General features: G+C 41.7%; 11 protein-coding genes. 10 read left to right on the plus strand and 1 reads right to left on the minus strand.

Going from position 1 to position 15,896, the window contains the following annotated elements:
* Window positions 1-26 precede the first annotated feature (26 nt).
* From B3O12_RS07425 to B3O12_RS07470, 10 genes are all read left to right on the plus strand, one after another.
* Window positions 27-1,193, plus strand: coding sequence for a DUF2911 domain-containing protein (locus B3O12_RS07425; RefSeq protein WP_189629662.1), 1,167 nt, complete (start codon window positions 27-29; stop codon window positions 1,191-1,193).
* Between the two features lie 209 nt (window positions 1,194-1,402).
* Window positions 1,403-2,038, plus strand: a complete 636-nt coding sequence (locus B3O12_RS07430) for a hypothetical protein (protein ID WP_189629661.1) — start codon at window positions 1,403-1,405, stop codon at window positions 2,036-2,038.
* Between the two features lie 297 nt (window positions 2,039-2,335).
* The gene (locus B3O12_RS07435) at window positions 2,336-4,279 is read left to right on the plus strand and encodes an alpha-1,4-glucan--maltose-1-phosphate maltosyltransferase (RefSeq protein ID WP_286755824.1); all 1,944 of its coding nucleotides are present in this window, start codon (window positions 2,336-2,338) and stop codon (window positions 4,277-4,279) included.
* A 3-nt stretch (window positions 4,280-4,282) separates the two neighbouring features.
* Complete coding sequence (locus B3O12_RS07440; RefSeq protein ID WP_286755825.1) at window positions 4,283-5,914, plus strand: hypothetical protein; 1,632 nt, start codon at window positions 4,283-4,285, stop codon at window positions 5,912-5,914.
* Window positions 5,911-7,857, plus strand: coding sequence for a 1,4-alpha-glucan branching protein GlgB (gene glgB / locus B3O12_RS07445; protein WP_286755826.1), 1,947 nt, complete (start codon window positions 5,911-5,913; stop codon window positions 7,855-7,857). Before B3O12_RS07440 ends, glgB begins: the two co-directional genes overlap by 4 nt.
* Window positions 7,858-7,866: 9 nt before the next feature.
* Entirely contained in the window at window positions 7,867-10,287 is a 2,421-nt protein-coding gene (locus B3O12_RS07450) for a DUF3536 domain-containing protein (RefSeq protein WP_286755828.1), read from the plus strand.
* A 536-nt stretch (window positions 10,288-10,823) separates the two neighbouring features.
* Window positions 10,824-11,150, plus strand: coding sequence for a helix-turn-helix domain-containing protein (locus tag B3O12_RS07455; RefSeq protein WP_286755830.1), 327 nt, complete (start codon window positions 10,824-10,826; stop codon window positions 11,148-11,150).
* Between the two features lie 3 nt (window positions 11,151-11,153).
* On the plus strand, window positions 11,154-12,071 hold the full coding sequence (locus B3O12_RS07460; protein WP_286755831.1) for a DNA-methyltransferase: 918 nt from the start codon (window positions 11,154-11,156) through the stop codon (window positions 12,069-12,071).
* Window positions 12,072-12,084: 13 nt separating this feature from the next.
* Complete coding sequence (locus tag B3O12_RS07465) at window positions 12,085-14,850, plus strand: N-6 DNA methylase (RefSeq protein ID WP_286755832.1); 2,766 nt, start codon at window positions 12,085-12,087, stop codon at window positions 14,848-14,850.
* 10 nt (window positions 14,851-14,860) lie between these two features.
* A complete protein-coding gene (locus B3O12_RS07470; protein ID WP_286755833.1) occupies window positions 14,861-15,166 on the plus strand; it encodes a hypothetical protein in 306 nt (101 codons plus the stop codon).
* 329 nt (window positions 15,167-15,495) lie between these two features.
* On the opposite strand, the gene B3O12_RS07475 is transcribed toward B3O12_RS07470, so the two are convergent.
* Window positions 15,496-15,804 carry an isoamylase early set domain-containing protein gene (locus B3O12_RS07475; protein ID WP_189629656.1) on the minus strand — a complete coding sequence of 103 codons (309 nt, stop codon included), beginning with the start codon at window positions 15,802-15,804 and terminating at the stop codon, window positions 15,496-15,498.
* Window positions 15,805-15,896 lie beyond the last annotated feature (92 nt).

The raw sequence follows: 15,896 nt of genomic DNA on the forward strand, positions 1-15,896 counted from the left end.
TTTCATGGAAACTGACCATTAACCCCATGAAACAAGTAATTCTATCATTAATGGCTGGCTTGCTAATAATAGCCTGCCAGCCCGGTTCAACAGACAGTAAAGCAAGTAACACTTACTATTTAGTAACTAAACTGGGCAACGACACCTTGGCCATTGAGCGAATTAGTAAGTCTGGCCGCCAGTTAGAGGCCGATGTGGTATTGAGGAGTCCGAGAATCAGCCTCACCAGCTACAGCATAGAGTGGGACGATAGCAACCGCCTCATTGCCATGGAAGCCACCACCTACGAAGATGACTTTTCTAATTCGGAACAAGGCCGTGTTGTTCAGGAAATAAGTGCCAGTGGCGATAGCCTTAAGATAACTGCTCAGGGACGCAACGGTGCGGTTACATATTCTATGGCCAATGACGGCACATACCTGCCATTCATAGACATGGTGCACTGGCCGTACGACATAGCCTTCAATAGAGCCAATAATTCGGCTGCCGATTCCATTCATCAATACCTGCTTACAGGCAGAAGAGCTTCAGACTTTATTATTCACCGTACCCAACCCAACAATTACACACTCAGACACCCCAGCCGCGGAGTGATGTATGTAAAAACCAATGCATCAGGAGACTTGATAGAGCTAGACGCCAAAGAAACAACACGTAAACTGATTGTTGAGCGCGTGGCCGAACTAGATTTTGATGCACTGACCAAGCGATATTTGGCCATAGACGAAAAAGGCTCTCCATTTGGCACTCTATCACCAGCACGCGAAGCCGAATTTAGCTTTGGCGGCTCCGACTTTAAAGTGACCTACGGTTCTCCTCAAAAACGCGGAAGAGAAATTTTTGGAGGCATAGTACCCTATGGCAAAGTATGGAGAACCGGAGCCAATGCCGCCAGCCACTTTTCTACAAGCAAAGACCTATATATAAACGGGCAAAAAATTCCGGCCGGAGAATACACCCTTTTCTCCATTCCTGAAGAAGAAGGTGGCACGCTCATCATTAACCAACAAACCGGACAAAACGGCCAAGCCTACGATCAATCACGAGACCTTATGAGAGTACCCATGCAACGCGAAAATAATGCTGAAACCATTGAAGACTTTACTATCCAGGTGGTAGAAACCAAAGACGGAGGCAGTTTAGAGCTCTTATGGGATAGGACAATTTATTTTGTAAATTTCACTTTTAGATAAGAAGAATAAAAGGGCCAAAAAAAGTAGTATTTTTTATAAATACATTTTTTTGCCGTTGACAACTGTTTTCCATCTGATCCCTTCTAAAAATCGGCTTTTAGTCTTTCTAAAAGCCGATTTTTATGTTGCTACAGATTATTTTTTTCTCGCTAGTTTTTCTAACTTCACCTTGTTCTTAACGAACAAACACCACCTAAACACTAAATGTTATGCGAACTGATAGTTTGCCTTTCTTGTCATTATTTGGCAGCAGGAAAAGGAGAAAGCTCTATTATTTGGGCAAGGAAGACTTCTACCAGTCCAGAAATGCCCTCAATGTTTCATCGGCCTTTAACTTTCATAGCCGAGACACCAACCAAAGCTATTCTACAGAAAAACACATTAGGTTTTATGGAGTAGAATTTGGCAAAACCCAAAAAGAAATAAGAAGGCTGTTTGGCAAGCCAAACTTTGCACAAAAAAAGGGTCTCCCCCTCGATACTCAGATTACCCTCTTCTATAAACTTAATGTGAAGGGCATTAAGTGTATACTTCAAATGCACCTTTACAGAGACCAGCTCTTTTTTGCTCAAATACAGCTTACCGACAGTAATGCTCAAATCAAAAAGGTGTTTCTGGAATTATTCCGAATGAAATACAAAGTGAATGAGCTGGACTGGAACAACAACCTCAAAGACGCGGACGATAACCGCATAGCCTTGCAAGACGATATAGTGCCCAAGGCCTCCTATTTCACCGGAAACAAGGCCCTGTGGCAAGAGATACGAAGCGAGCTTAGCAGCAAAGAAGAGGCAGAGAACTCGTGGGATATAGACATTAAAAAAATTGCTCTCAAGTGGAGCTAAAAACACCCTTACACCTAAACACTTATCACAAAAAAAGCTAGCCTGATGGGCTAGCTTTTTTTTATCCTGCTGTCTCATCACCTAAGGCTCTTTGAATTTCGCCCCAAAAAAAGTCGGCCTCAACCCTGTGCACGAGTAAAAAAGCACAACCAAAAGAGAGCAACCGTTTGCATCAGAATTAGGCTACGGGCGTTTGATAAGCCCATATATTTTTCTTTATTTTCATTAAGGCATAAAGGCCAATACCCTTTGAGTTTTAACTACTTCGCCTCATTTACACCAAAAAACAATCATAAAATGAAATCCGGTCAAAGACGTGTTGTCATCGAAAACGTTTCCCCTGAAATCAATTGTGGGCAACATGCCGCCAAACGAGTGGTAGACCAAGTGTTCGAAGTCTCGGCCGATATTCTGGCCGATGGACACGATGTGCTCAATGCCCATATCAAATACAAACACGAGAAAGCCAAAACATGGAAATACTCCCCCATGCAACATCGCGACAACGACCGATGGGTAGGGGAATTTCAGGTAGACAAACAAGGGCTTTACCTCTATACCGTAGAAGCCTGGGTAGATTATCCGCTCACCTGGCAACACAACATCGAGCGCAAAATAGCCGATAACCAACATGTTGACGTAGAACTTCTGGATGGAATTCAGTATCTGAAAGAGGCCAAAAAGAAAGACAAAAAAAATGCAACCTATCTGGAAGGACTCATTGAAACCTTCCAAAAACCCGAGGCTTACCAGCAGGCCATAGAAGAAGCAAGATCGGAAACACTCCATTCCATTTTCCTCCATAATCCGGTTAAAACCTTTGCTACTACCTACGAAAAGAACTTACCCCTCTACGTAGATCGTAAGAAAGCACTTTTTAGCACATGGTATGAATTTTTTCCACGTTCCACGGCCAAAGAGCCGGGTCAGCACGGCACCTTTCAAGACTGTTTAGACGTGATTCCGTATGTGGCTAAACTGGGGTTCGATGTAATCTATTTCCCACCCATTCACCCTATTGGGTCCAACCACCGAAAAGGTAAAAACAACTCTACCACCGCTCAACCCGATGATGTGGGAGTGCCCTGGGCCATTGGCAATACCACCGGAGGACATAAGGATATTTTACCCGAATTAGGCAGCTTCGATGATTTTAAAAAAGTAATTGAAACGGCCGCCCAACATGGTATTGAAATAGCCATGGATTTTGCACTGCAATGCTCTCCCGACCATCCCTATGTAAAACAACACCCTTCCTGGTTCAAATGGCGTCCTGATGGAACCGTACAGTATGCGGAAAATCCGCCCAAAAAGTATCAGGACATTTACCCCATATACTTCGAATCGGAAGATTGGGAAAACATGTGGGATGAATTTGTAAGCATTGTACTCCACTGGAATGCGTTGGGTATAAAAATCTTCAGGGTAGACAACCCACACACCAAGCCATTTGGATTTTGGGAGTACCTCATTGCGGAAGTAAAGAAGAAAGACCCCGATGTGCTTTTTCTTTCCGAAGCCTTTACCAAACCTAAAACCATGCAACATTTGGCTAAAATTGGCTTCACTCAGGGATACACCTATTATACATGGCGCAATAACAAGCAGGAGCTTATTGAGTACATGACCGAGCTCACCAGGGGGCACATGAAAGACTACTTCAGACCAAACTTTTGGCCCAACACCCCCGACATTAACCCGTGGATTCTTCAAGGAGGCAATGAGAACTTATATATTATTCGCCACATGCTGGCCGCCACACTTAGCTCCAACTTTGGCATGTATGGCCCCGTGTATGAGCAGATTGTGCACCAGGCAGTTATTGGCAAAGAAGAGTATTTGCACTCTGAGAAATATGAGGTGAAGCACTGGGACTGGTCCAAAACCAATAAACTCACCCGACTGATCGCCAGAATAAACCAAATAAGGAAAGACCATAAGGCTTTTCATTATACCAACAACATAGACTTTTGTACCATAGACAATGGCCAGCTTCTGGCCTATTTCAAACAAAGCGAAGACAAGAAAGATCATATACTCTGCGTGGTTAATCTTGACCCCTACAACCGACAAAGCGGTTGGGTGCAGGTACCCAGGCACAAAATGGGTATTGGCGGCACGCACCCCATGCGGGTAACCGATTTGGTTACGGGCAATAGCTATATATGGAACCAGGAATGGAACTATGTGGAGTTGGATCCTTACCAACTCCCCTATCACATATTTACCATCAACTACTAAGCCATGGCCAACACCACCACATCCTTCGATACCGCCTGGACCGAACATTTTCGGAACGATAGCTTTCGGCACAAGCTGAGTAGCGAAATATTACCCTCTTACATGATGGGTACGCGGTGGTACGCGGCCAAAAGTCAAAAGGTAAAAACCTGCCGGATAGAGATGGCCATGCCTTTCTCTATTACCAACCACCAAACAGCCTTCTTCATTACCATTGAGGTCAACTTTGCAGCAGGCTTCACCGAGTACTATTTTATGACTCTGGCTTTTGTAAAAGACCGTTCAGCGGTAGATCATGAAATTGCCATTGTTCATTCCCTTTCAATAGATGCGCATGCAGGAGTTATTGTTGATGCGCTATACTTCGAACCATTTCGAAAAGCCCTGTACCATCAAATCCTCTCCCAGAAAAGTATAACCGATGGCCACACCAAGCTAAGCTTTGAACGCGGCAAAGTATTGCGCAATAGCCCTCCCTATGAATCTTCCAAAGTAATGGGCTTCGACCAAAGCAATACCTCCATAGAATACAACGGCAAATACTTTTTTAAGGCCTACAGAAGACTTTTTCAAGATGCCAATCCCGATCTGGAAATTACCAAGTTTCTATCTGATGAGAGCCATTTTGAAAACAGCCCGAAGTATGGTGGTAGTATAAGCTGGGTTAAAAATCAATATGCCGTACTTTCCATAGGTATAATTCAGGAACGCATTGATAATGTGGGCGAAGCATGGAACCATACCCTCGACATGATGAAGGGGTATTTTGAACGTATTGAAGCCACCTCAATTGCCCCCAAAGACATCGAAGACATTCCCAACTTCGAGCTTAGAGAAACAGAGGCCCTCAGGTCTGACTTTCGTTTGCTCATAGGTGACGATGTATTGCAAAAAGTAGAACGCATGGCCCTTAGAGTGGCACAAATGCACATTGCCCTATTTAGCAACAAAGTAGACACCAAGTTTAACCCTATTCCATTCAATGGCGACTACACCGTATGGCTCAAAAACAGAATCATCTACCAACTCAATGCCCGCTTTATTTTGGTTGAAGAAAACCTGAGTAAACTCAAAGGCCTTGCGCGTCAATATGCCGAACTGTTTGTGGCATCGAGAGAAAAAATTACTACCCAGTTTCTGGCCTTTGAAGAAACACGACTCAACTCCAGCCGCATTCGTATACATGGCGACTTGCATCTGGGGCAGATTCTTATGACCCCGAATGACGACTTCTACATAATTGACTATGAAGGCGAACCGGAAAGCACCATTCGCGATCGCAAGGTTAAGCAAACTCCGCTCAAAGATGTAGCCGGTATGCTTCGTTCGTTTCACTACGGTATTTACGCGGTTATTTTCGATGAAAAATCCAAACATAAGCTGTCTGTTGAAGATCGCTTTTTGGTAGGTGAAAAGTACTACAGGGCTCTCTCGGCAGTTTTTCTCAATAGCTATGTAAAAGAGGCCATGGCCAATAACCTGGACATTGGCTACGAAAGCGAAATCCGATACCTACTGCAATACCATCTGCTGGAAAAAGCAGTATATGAAATAGGCTATGAGTTGAAGGCCAGGCCCGATTGGGTAATAATTCCGCTAACAGGAATAAAGCAGATTTTAGACGAATTATCATGAAAGAACATCAATACGTAAGTGCTCATTCGCTAATGACCGATTTTGATAGCGACCTGTTTAAGTCGGGCAAACACTTTAGACTATACGAAAAGCTGGGATCGCATATCATCGAATATGAAGGCAAAAAAGGGACTCTCTTTGCGGTTTGGGCTCCCAATGCCCGTAAGGTTCAGGTAATTGGTGATTTCAATTTCTGGAACGGTGAAGGCTACGAACTTTACCCTCGCTGGGACGGCACCGGCATTTGGGAAGGTTTTGTAGAGGGCATAGGAAAAGGCACAGTATATAAATACAAGATACACTCCAACCAAGAAGGACAAGTACTGGAAAAAGGCGACCCCTTTGCCCTACATTGGGAAGTTCCGCCCAAAACAGCCTCTCTGGTATGGGAAGCCAATTATAAGTGGAAAGACAAGGCCTGGATGAAAGCCCGCAAAGAACGCAATGCGCTCAACAGGCCCTACGCTGTATACGAAGTGCACTTGGGCTCGTGGAAACGCAAGGCCAATGGCCAATCGCTTACGTATAATGAGCTGGCCAAAGAATTGGTACACTACGTAAAAGAAATGGGCTATACTCATGTTGAGTTTCTGCCCATTATGGAGCACCCTTTCTTTGGATCATGGGGCTACCAGTGTACGGGCTATTTTGCCCCGACCTCTCGCTACGGCACCCCCGAAGAGTTTATGGCCATGATAGATGCCTTCCATGAGGCAGAAATTGGGGTAATTCTAGACTGGGTTCCCTCCCACTTCCCCAACGATGCACACGGCATTTATACGTTCGATGGCACCCACTTATACGAACATGCCGACCCGCGGCAGGGATATCACCCCGACTGGAGTTCATATATCTTCAACTACGGCCGCAACGAGGTGCGTGCTTTTCTCATTAGCAGTGCCGGTTTTTGGTTAGATGTGTGCCATGCAGACGGTCTTCGGGTAGATGCCGTAGCCTCTATGCTCTACCTTGACTATTCACGAAAAGAAGGTGAGTGGATTCCTAACCAGTACGGGGGCCGTGAAAATCTGGAGGCCATCTCTTTTCTTAAAGAACTTAACGAATACGTTTATGCAAACTTTGAAGGCGTACAAACCATTGCCGAAGAGTCTACCGCATGGCCATCAGTTTCGCGCCCAACCTATATTGGAGGCCTGGGTTTTGGCATGAAATGGATGATGGGCTGGATGCACGACACACTCGAATATTTCAAAAAAGACCCTTTTTACAGACAATACCATCAAAACAACATAACCTTTAGCCTGAACTACGCCTTTACGGAAAACTTTATGCTTCCCCTCTCTCACGATGAGGTAGTTCATGGAAAGGGGCCATTAATTGACCGAATGCCGGGCGATGAATGGCAACGTTTTGCCAACTTGCGATTGCTCTATGCCTATATGTATACCCACCCCGGAACCAAACTGGTGTTTATGGGAGGAGAGATAGGTCAAACCACAGAGTGGAAGCACGACTACTCAATAGACTGGCATTTGCTAGACCATGCTCCGCATCGGGGGATTCAGGCACTTACCCAAAGCCTCAACCAATTGTACCGGCAAGAACCGGCCCTTTTTGAGCACAGCTTTTCGGCCGAAGGGTTTGAGTGGATTGAACTGAACGACTACCACAATTCAGTAATTAGTTACCTCAGAAAAGGCCACAAAGAATCTGATAACCTGGCCGTAGTCTGTAACTTTACCCCCGTGGTAAGAACCGGCTACCGCATTGGCATAAATGGCGGCACCTGGCAGGAAATCTTCAACTCCGACAGCAAAGACTACTGGGGTAGCGGAGTTTCCAATGCCGGAGAACTGGTTTCTGAAGCACACCCTCACCATGGAAGACCAAACTCGCTGGAGCTTACCTTACCTCCGCTTTCGGTCATTATTTTAAAGCAAGTGCCCACAAAGGGCACTAAGAAAATCAACAAGAAGAAGTAGGTCTGCTACATGGAAAAATATTTATGTATTCACGGGCATTTCTATCAGCCCCCAAGAGAAAATGCCTGGCTCGAAAAAATTGAAATTCAACCCAGTGCTTTCCCTTACCACGATTGGAACGAGCGCATTACCAGAGAGTGCTACTACCCCAATGCCTTTTCCAGAGTGCTCAATGACGAGGGAAAGATTATAGATATAGTCAACAACTACTCCAAAATCAGTTTCAACTTTGGACCAACATTGCTCTCCTGGATGGAGCAACACGCCCCCGTTACCTACCAGGCCATACTCGATTCCGATAAGCAAAGTCAGAAAAACTTTGGTGGCCATGGTTCGGCCATGGCGCAGGTATACAACCATATGATTATGCCTTTGGCCAACAGGCGCGACAAGGAAACCCAAATTATTTGGGGCATTGCAGACTTTAAAAAACGCTTTGGGAGAAACCCGGAAGGCATGTGGTTGGGCGAAGCCGCTGTTGACACAGAAACATTGAGCATAATGGCTGCCCAGGGCATAAAATTTACTCTTCTCGCACCCAGACAAGCCGCCCGTTTTAGAAAAATTGGAGAAGACAACTGGACAGAAGGCATTGACCCTAACCAACATTATTGGTATAAACTGCCCAACGGTGAGCGCATAGCACTCTATTTTTACGATGGCTCCAGGTCTCAGAATGTAGCTTTCAAGGGAGTTTTAGGCAACGGAAAAGCCTTTGCCCAAGACCTTATGGAAGGCTATAGAGGCCAGAAGCGTGAATTGGTACACATAGCCACCGATGGAGAAAGCTATGGCCACCACCACAAAAATGGAGACATGGCCTTGGCCTACTGTCTTCGATATATCGAAGAAAACCAACTGACTCAGCTGACCAATTATGCCCAATACCTGGCTATGTTTGAGCCCGAACATGAAGTTCAAATTCATGAAAACAGCTCCTGGAGTTGTGTACATGGAGTAGAACGCTGGCGATCTAATTGCGGCTGCCATACCGGTGGCGAAGAACACTGGCATCAGAAGTGGCGAGAACCATTGCGTCAGGCACTGGACAATGCCCGCCAAACCATGATCGCTATTTTCGAAAACGGATTAAGCAATCTGGTTCAAGATCCCTGGGCCATGCGCAATGAGTACATCGAAGTAATTCTCGATAGGTCTAAACCCAACCTAAACAAATTTTTGAAACGGCATGTAGGTCGTAAACTAACCGATGAAGAGCGCACACACACCATGCGCATGTTGGAAATGCAGCGCAATGCCATGCTCATGTATACCAGTTGTGGTTGGTTCTTCAACGATATTTCAGGTATTGAAACCTTGCAGATACTGCAATATGCCTGTCGTGCCATTCAGTTGGGCGAAAGCGAGTCGGAGGTAAGGTTTGAAGATCAACTACTGGAAGACCTTGCCAAAGCCGAAAGCAACGTACCGGGCCAGGGAACGGGAAAAGACATTTACCTGAAACACATAAAACCTTACCAACTCTCCCTTACACAGGTAGGGATGCACTATGCGGTAGCCTCTCTTTTTGCAGACTATCCTCAAAGCCTTACAGTGCTCAATTACGACTGCAACAGCATATTCTTTGAGCGCAAAAGTGCAGGAATGCAAAAACTCGCCTACGGCACCACTCAGGTGAAATCTAAGGTAACCACCTCCAAGAAGGAATTTAGCTTTGTGGTGCTCTACCTGGGGCAACACCACCTCATAGGTGGCACTTCCAGAAGACTCTCTACCGAAGAATTTGTTCCTATCTCCGATGCCCTCAATGCAGCTTTCGAACGCAGCAACGTAGCCTCGGTGGTAGACATTATCAAAGCCAGCTTTAAAACCCACACCTTCTCCTTCTTTGGTATGTTCAAAGACGAGCAAATGAAACTCGTGAATCAATACCTGGCCCAAAGCGAAGAACTGGCCTATGATAGTTATAGAAAAATCTACGATCGCAACTACAACATTCTGAATGTAATGAAGGTAGAAAACCTTCAAATTCCGCCAACCCTCAAACAGAATATTGAAGACGTAATTAATATTGAGTTCAAAGACCTGCTTAGCAACGGCCATTTCAGCATTCAAAAAATGGACGAACTGTGTGACGAAGTGCTCAAGTGGAATATAAAACTGAACGAAGACCTGCTGAATGCCCGGCTCAATGATAAACTCTACGAAATGTTCACCGAGTTTTTGTTCGATCTTTCCAATCAACAAATTCTTAAAGACATTTTGGCCACCATTCGGCTATATAAAAAGGTGAAGCTAAACCCCATTTTGGTAAACCTGCAAAACAGTGTGTTCGAATTGAGCAGATCGATCTACGCAAAAAACAGACCGATTGCCGAGAATGACAATGGCCTGATGGACACGCTGGAAGAAATAGCCCGGGAAATCAACATAGACCTAAGCTACATAAAACAGCAGGTGGCCCGATAAGATTAAAATTTCTGCTGAAAATCAGATAATTCGAGAGCTGAAGCTTGGACTTCCGAAAACCAATCCGCCTTTTTAAAGGAAGGCGGGTTTCATTTAATCGCACCATCCTAAAGTCTGCTTGTAGCAAACAGAAGTAATGGATAAAACCGATCGAGAGAATGAACTAAAGCCTCCTATAGAAGATTTAGTCAGCCTTCTCTTCTTGCAAATCTCCCTTTAATCCACTTTATTCATAGAAGAAAAACACACTCAATCTATTAGAATCTCTGTGCTTTTCAAAAAACTTAAAGGTGCCTTGAGCGCACTATGGGTTGGCTGTCGCTCGCCCCTATGAGCGTTAGGCAACGTTGGCACATACTGAAAAAGCCAAACTAACATACATCGCATTTGGTTTTGCCAACGTTGATAGCCAAAAGAGCTTGAATTGTCCTGGATCACAAATCAATATTCAACCTCAATGAGATTATATGAAAGTATAGTTAAGTGAAAACATTTTGTATTTTTGACAAAATTGTCAAGGCAAAAACTTCAAGGCGATGAAAGAAAAACTCGGAGAATACATTCACAATTTGCGGGTTCAGCACGGTTTGACACTAACAAAACTTGCTGCTGCACTTGATATTGACCAATCAACACTTTCCAAAATTGAGAACCATAAACGCAATGTTCCAGAGGAAATACTCCCAAAACTTGCAAAGGTTTTCAAATTGGACATTAAAAAACTTGAAAAAGAATTTTACAGCGAAAAAATTGCTGAAATGATTTATCGAGTTTCCGACTCAACAGAATTATTGACCATGGCAGAGGAAAAAGCGAAATACTACAGAGTGTCAAAGGTTAAACAAGGAAATTTAAAATTTTAAGAAATGGCTAAATCAATTGAAAAATATTTAAACAAGGTAATCCAAGGTGACTGCTTGGAAGTTATGAAAAACATTCCAAGCAAGTCAATTGATATGATACTTTGTGATTTGCCTTATGGGACAACTCAGAATAAATGGGATTCAGTAATTGACTTAGACCAACTTTGGAGTCATTATGAAAGAATCATCAAAGATGATGGAGCCATTGCCTTAACAGCACAAGGGCTTTTTACAGCGAAATTGATTATGAGTAACGAGAAATTATTCAAATACAAAATCGTATGGATAAAATCTAAATCAACAAACTTCCTAAATGCAAAAAAGCAGCCACTTCGCAAACACGAAGATATTTGTCTTTTCTACAAAAAGCAACCATCATACAATCCTCAAATGACCAATGGTGAAGCATATGACAAAGGATATAGAAAAAATCAACTTACTGGGAGTTATGGAGACTTTAAATCCAACCATGTAAAGAGCAATGGAGAAAGATACCCAACTGACGTTATTGCATATGAAGAACAACCGATAGACGATTTTGTGTATGTGAAGACTGCAGAATCCGAAGGTCCAGTTTTACACCCAACTCAAAAGCCAATTGAATTAGGTAGATACCTAATTAAGACTTTTACCAACCCTGGTGACATAGTTCTTGATAATGCCTGTGGTAGCGGTAGTTTCTTGCTTTCTGCAATATTGGAAAACAGACAATTTATAGGAATTGAAAAAAATGAAGATGTTTTACTCCATAAGGTTAAACCAGTTGATTACATAAAAATTTGCACCGATAGAATTCAGGAAACACTGAAAAGAAAAGAAATTGAAGAATCAACTTTAAGATTGTTTAATGAACCAATCGCAAAATATCATACACTTAATTACAAAAACGGAAAAGCAAAAGCAAGTCCAGTAATTTATTAATTGTATTACCAAAATGGCAAAAGTGACATACAATGAAAGAAGTTGGGCAATTGATATAATAAGTGAAATCAATTTGCATCTTGCAAATAAAAGTTGGCACTTTAAAGGCGCAGGAGGTGAAAGCACTATTAGCAGTGAAAAGTCGAGTCTATTTCCAGATGTATTGATTTTCAAAGACCAAGCTAAAAACATCATTTTACAAGGTTGGGAATTGAAAATGCCCGACACGCCTATTAATGATTCTGAGTTAATTAGCAATGCAATCAAGAAAGCCAATATTCTACAAAGGAACAGCTTTATTCTATGGAATGTAAAGAGTGCCGTTCTTTATTTTAAACAAGGTGAGTCATTTTCAATTTTAAGAACGTGGAATGACATTGACATTAACAATCGAACCGAGGTAAAACCAAAAGAAGCACTTTGGAAATCATTACTACATTCAATACTTACGGACCTAAACGATTATTTTGAAACGGGAGAAATTTCAGATGAAGTTTCAGCCGAAATATTGGCGGTTGATGCGATCATAGATGTAATTCTCGAAAACATACCCTCGACAGCGGAAAACCTAAGAACAAATTTTAGAAGAAATTCAAGACTTGAAGCTCAAATAAATAACTGGTGGTTATCCTCGGCAACTGAATATGGCTACAATCCAACAGCAACAAAAGACGCTTCAAACAAACTACCCACTCTTTCAAAGGTAATTTTAACTGATTGGGTGTTTAAGATTATCTTCGCTAATGTTCTAAAAAGGCATTTTAACGAAGCGAGAGCAATAGAATCAATAAACAATGCAACTTCAATTGAGCAAGCTAAGGAAATAATTGCATCAATATCTGAGCATTGCAATTTCTGGAATATTTTCAGTGATAACCTTGCAATTGAGTTCATTTCAAATTCTGCTTGGAAACAGATTATCCAGTTAAATCAATTCCTTTCATCTATCAATATTGAGGGGATTGAAATCGAAATACTTCATAATTTACTCCAATCTTCAATTGTATCTGCAAAACGAAAGGTTGCAGGACAATTTGCCACACCTAAAAAATTAGCAGATTTATTAGTGAGGCTTACTGTTGAAGACAAGGAAGGAGTTGTAATTGATACTTGTTGCGGAACTGGAACAATTATCAACCAAGCATATTTGCTCAAAGAAGAATATGAATTTAACCAAGACGAAATAATCAACAGCATTTGGGCATCCGACAAGCATTCTTTTCCTATTCAATTATCAACCCTTACTCTAGCTAAGCCAAATAATATTGGCAAAGTTTTAAACATTTTCAGAGCAGACGTGATTGACTTGGAGGTCGGAGAAAACATTACTTTTAAAGACCCAAATAACGGGAATGATATTATTAAACAGCTGCCTTCTATTGACTACGTAGTATCAAATCTTCCGTTTATCAAAAGCAAAGAAATTCAAGTTTTAAACCCGAATATCACTGAAATAAACAATTTCATATACGAACAAGCAGAAACCGCAACAACTCTCAGCGGAAAAAGTGACATTTTCGCATATATCCCATTCTATTTACATAAATTACTTTCTGAAAATGGAAAAATTGGATTGATACTTTCTAATGCCTGGTTGGGAACTGATTACGGAGAAATTTTCTTAGAGCTAATTCAGAATTTCTATGACATTGAAACCGTTGTAATTTCTGGGAAAGGAAAATGGTTTGACAATGCAGACGTAGTAACTACTTTTCTAATTGCGAAAAAGCGAAACCCAAATACGCCAATAGACCAAGACAGAACAATTTCATTTTGCACCCTAAAAGAAAATATCAATGAAATACCTGATACGAAACAATTGAGCGAGAATATTTTGTTAGAAACAGATAATGAATTTGTAGATATTCAGAATTATTCAGTCAATGACATAGCTAATTTTGAAACAATTGGTGTCCCATGGTGCGGTTACTTTGCAAATCTTAATTGGCTTGTGGAAGTTTCAGAAAAATTAATTGACTGTAATCAGTTTTTCAATTTTACTCGTGGTGAAAGAAGAGGTTGGAATGCTTTGTTTTATCCTGCATCTGGTCATGGCATTGAAGCTGAATACATAAAACCAGTTCTGAAAAACCTAAGAGGCACAACTGGACTTTATTGCTCAGCAGAGGCAGAGGCATTTTGTTGCTCAAGAAGTATTGAGGAATTGGAGCAACTTAATCATTCAGGTGCCTTGCAATGGATTAGAAGTTTTGAAAACCAAAATAACAAAGAGGGAATTCCTCTAACAACTTCACTTAGAAGGGCAAATCATTATTGGTATGAGATGAAGAGTGATAATATGGCTGACTATGTAGCCAATGTAAACTATGATAGGTCTTTATTTATTGCTGAATGTACACCTCGTGTATTTATTGACCAGAGAATGATAGGGCTTTCCTTAAAAGAAGCATATCAAGATGAAAATAGAACTTTATTGCTAGCCTTGTTGAATAGCGTTTTAAGTATGTTTTTTATAGAAAGTTTTGGTTTTGGCAGAGGGTTAGGGGCACTTGATTTGAGAGCAACAAAATTTGAACGGGATTTTAAACTTTTGAATTTCCAGCTTTTATCTGACGAGCAAAAACAAAGTATTATCAATGCTTTTCAACCAATTGCCAATAGAAATAGATTGCCTTTAAGACAAGAAATTGAACAAACAGACAGAGTGAATTTTGAAAGAGTTCTTTTGGAAGCATTCGGAATTGATGAACAATTTGAAGCGATAAAATCAACCTTATTGCATCTTTATAAAATCAGATTTGCAGTTAAGGAAATCTAATTATTTGAATATGGAAACAAAAACAAATGACCTGACTGAAATAACATTAAAAATGCTTTTAGACGAAGGAATTATTGAAAAAGGAACAGTTTTATATTCTGATACTAATCCAACAAAAACGGCAAAGATAAATTCGGACGGTTTTATTGACTTAAATATTGACGGAAGTCAGAAACTTTATCCATTCCCGAGTGGTGCAGCAAGGGCATTAGTAAATTTGAGTGTTAACGGGTGGAAATTTTGGAAAGTGAAAATCAGTGATGAGTTAAAGGAAATTTCTGACTTGAGGCAAATTTATAAGGAAAGAAAAAAGTAATGCCAACGCTAAAGAGCCACACATTAACAAGCCCCACGAGCCACCGCTCAATCCAAAGCTCGCCAAAAGTGCGTTTGCCCCAACGTAGGAACTCGCATCCCTGTCGAGCAGACAGCCTTAAGCCATAGACCCACGGTGCATCCTATCTTACAAAGTCCTCTACAGCCTTTAATAGCAATACCATCCAGGGCATACGTAAGGTGTATTGTATTTACCCTTCGGGATACCTTCCTCACTCAAACCGTTAGGCACAAAAAAAGGCGGTATTGTTTCCAATAACCGCCCGTCTCAAACGAGAACTCACCTATGGAAAGTCCTAAATGTCTTTCTTATAGCTCTACTACCGAATTGTCTTCAAAGGTCAATTGATTAGGAACATACTTATCGGCTTCCCAATCATTTTCCCAAACTTCGCCATCGATCAGATAACGAAACTGGTACTCTTTGCCGGTCTCTAGCTTAACAGTAGCCTTAAAGTCTCCTGTTTTAAGCTTTTTCATTTCAGTAGCCGCCTTGTCCCAACCGTTGAATTCGCCCACAAGATTTACCTTGCTGGCGCCCTCAGCAGCTTCTGCTGGCAACTGAAAAGTGACATTAGCCACCGGCTTGGTTTTCAGATACTGCTTTTTAATACTCATCACTAAAAAGTTTACCATACAAATGTTCTTACAATTTGAAGGCACAGCAAAAAAAATCGAAAAAATGAAGTGAAACGATTGCATTCATAACT

This window comes from Roseivirga sp. UBA838 (assembly GCF_002296035.1).
In the GTDB taxonomy this organism is placed as follows: Bacteria; Bacteroidota; Bacteroidia; order Cytophagales; family Cyclobacteriaceae; genus Roseivirga; species Roseivirga thermotolerans.

Coding starts and splice junctions, on each gene's coding strand:
- B3O12_RS07425 (WP_189629662.1), top strand. CDS start 27: ATGAAACAAGTAATTCTATCATTAATGGCTGGCTTGCTAATAATAGCC.
- B3O12_RS07430 (WP_189629661.1), top strand. CDS start 1,403: ATGCGAACTGATAGTTTGCCTTTCTTGTCATTATTTGGCAGCAGGAAA.
- B3O12_RS07435 (WP_286755824.1), top strand. CDS start 2,336: ATGAAATCCGGTCAAAGACGTGTTGTCATCGAAAACGTTTCCCCTGAA.
- B3O12_RS07440 (WP_286755825.1), top strand. CDS start 4,283: ATGGCCAACACCACCACATCCTTCGATACCGCCTGGACCGAACATTTT.
- glgB (WP_286755826.1), top strand. CDS start 5,911: ATGAAAGAACATCAATACGTAAGTGCTCATTCGCTAATGACCGATTTT.
- B3O12_RS07450 (WP_286755828.1), top strand. CDS start 7,867: ATGGAAAAATATTTATGTATTCACGGGCATTTCTATCAGCCCCCAAGA.
- B3O12_RS07455 (WP_286755830.1), top strand. CDS start 10,824: ATGAAAGAAAAACTCGGAGAATACATTCACAATTTGCGGGTTCAGCAC.
- B3O12_RS07460 (WP_286755831.1), top strand. CDS start 11,154: ATGGCTAAATCAATTGAAAAATATTTAAACAAGGTAATCCAAGGTGAC.
- B3O12_RS07465 (WP_286755832.1), top strand. CDS start 12,085: ATGGCAAAAGTGACATACAATGAAAGAAGTTGGGCAATTGATATAATA.
- B3O12_RS07470 (WP_286755833.1), top strand. CDS start 14,861: ATGGAAACAAAAACAAATGACCTGACTGAAATAACATTAAAAATGCTT.
- B3O12_RS07475 (WP_189629656.1), bottom strand. CDS start 15,804: ATGAGTATTAAAAAGCAGTATCTGAAAACCAAGCCGGTGGCTAATGTC.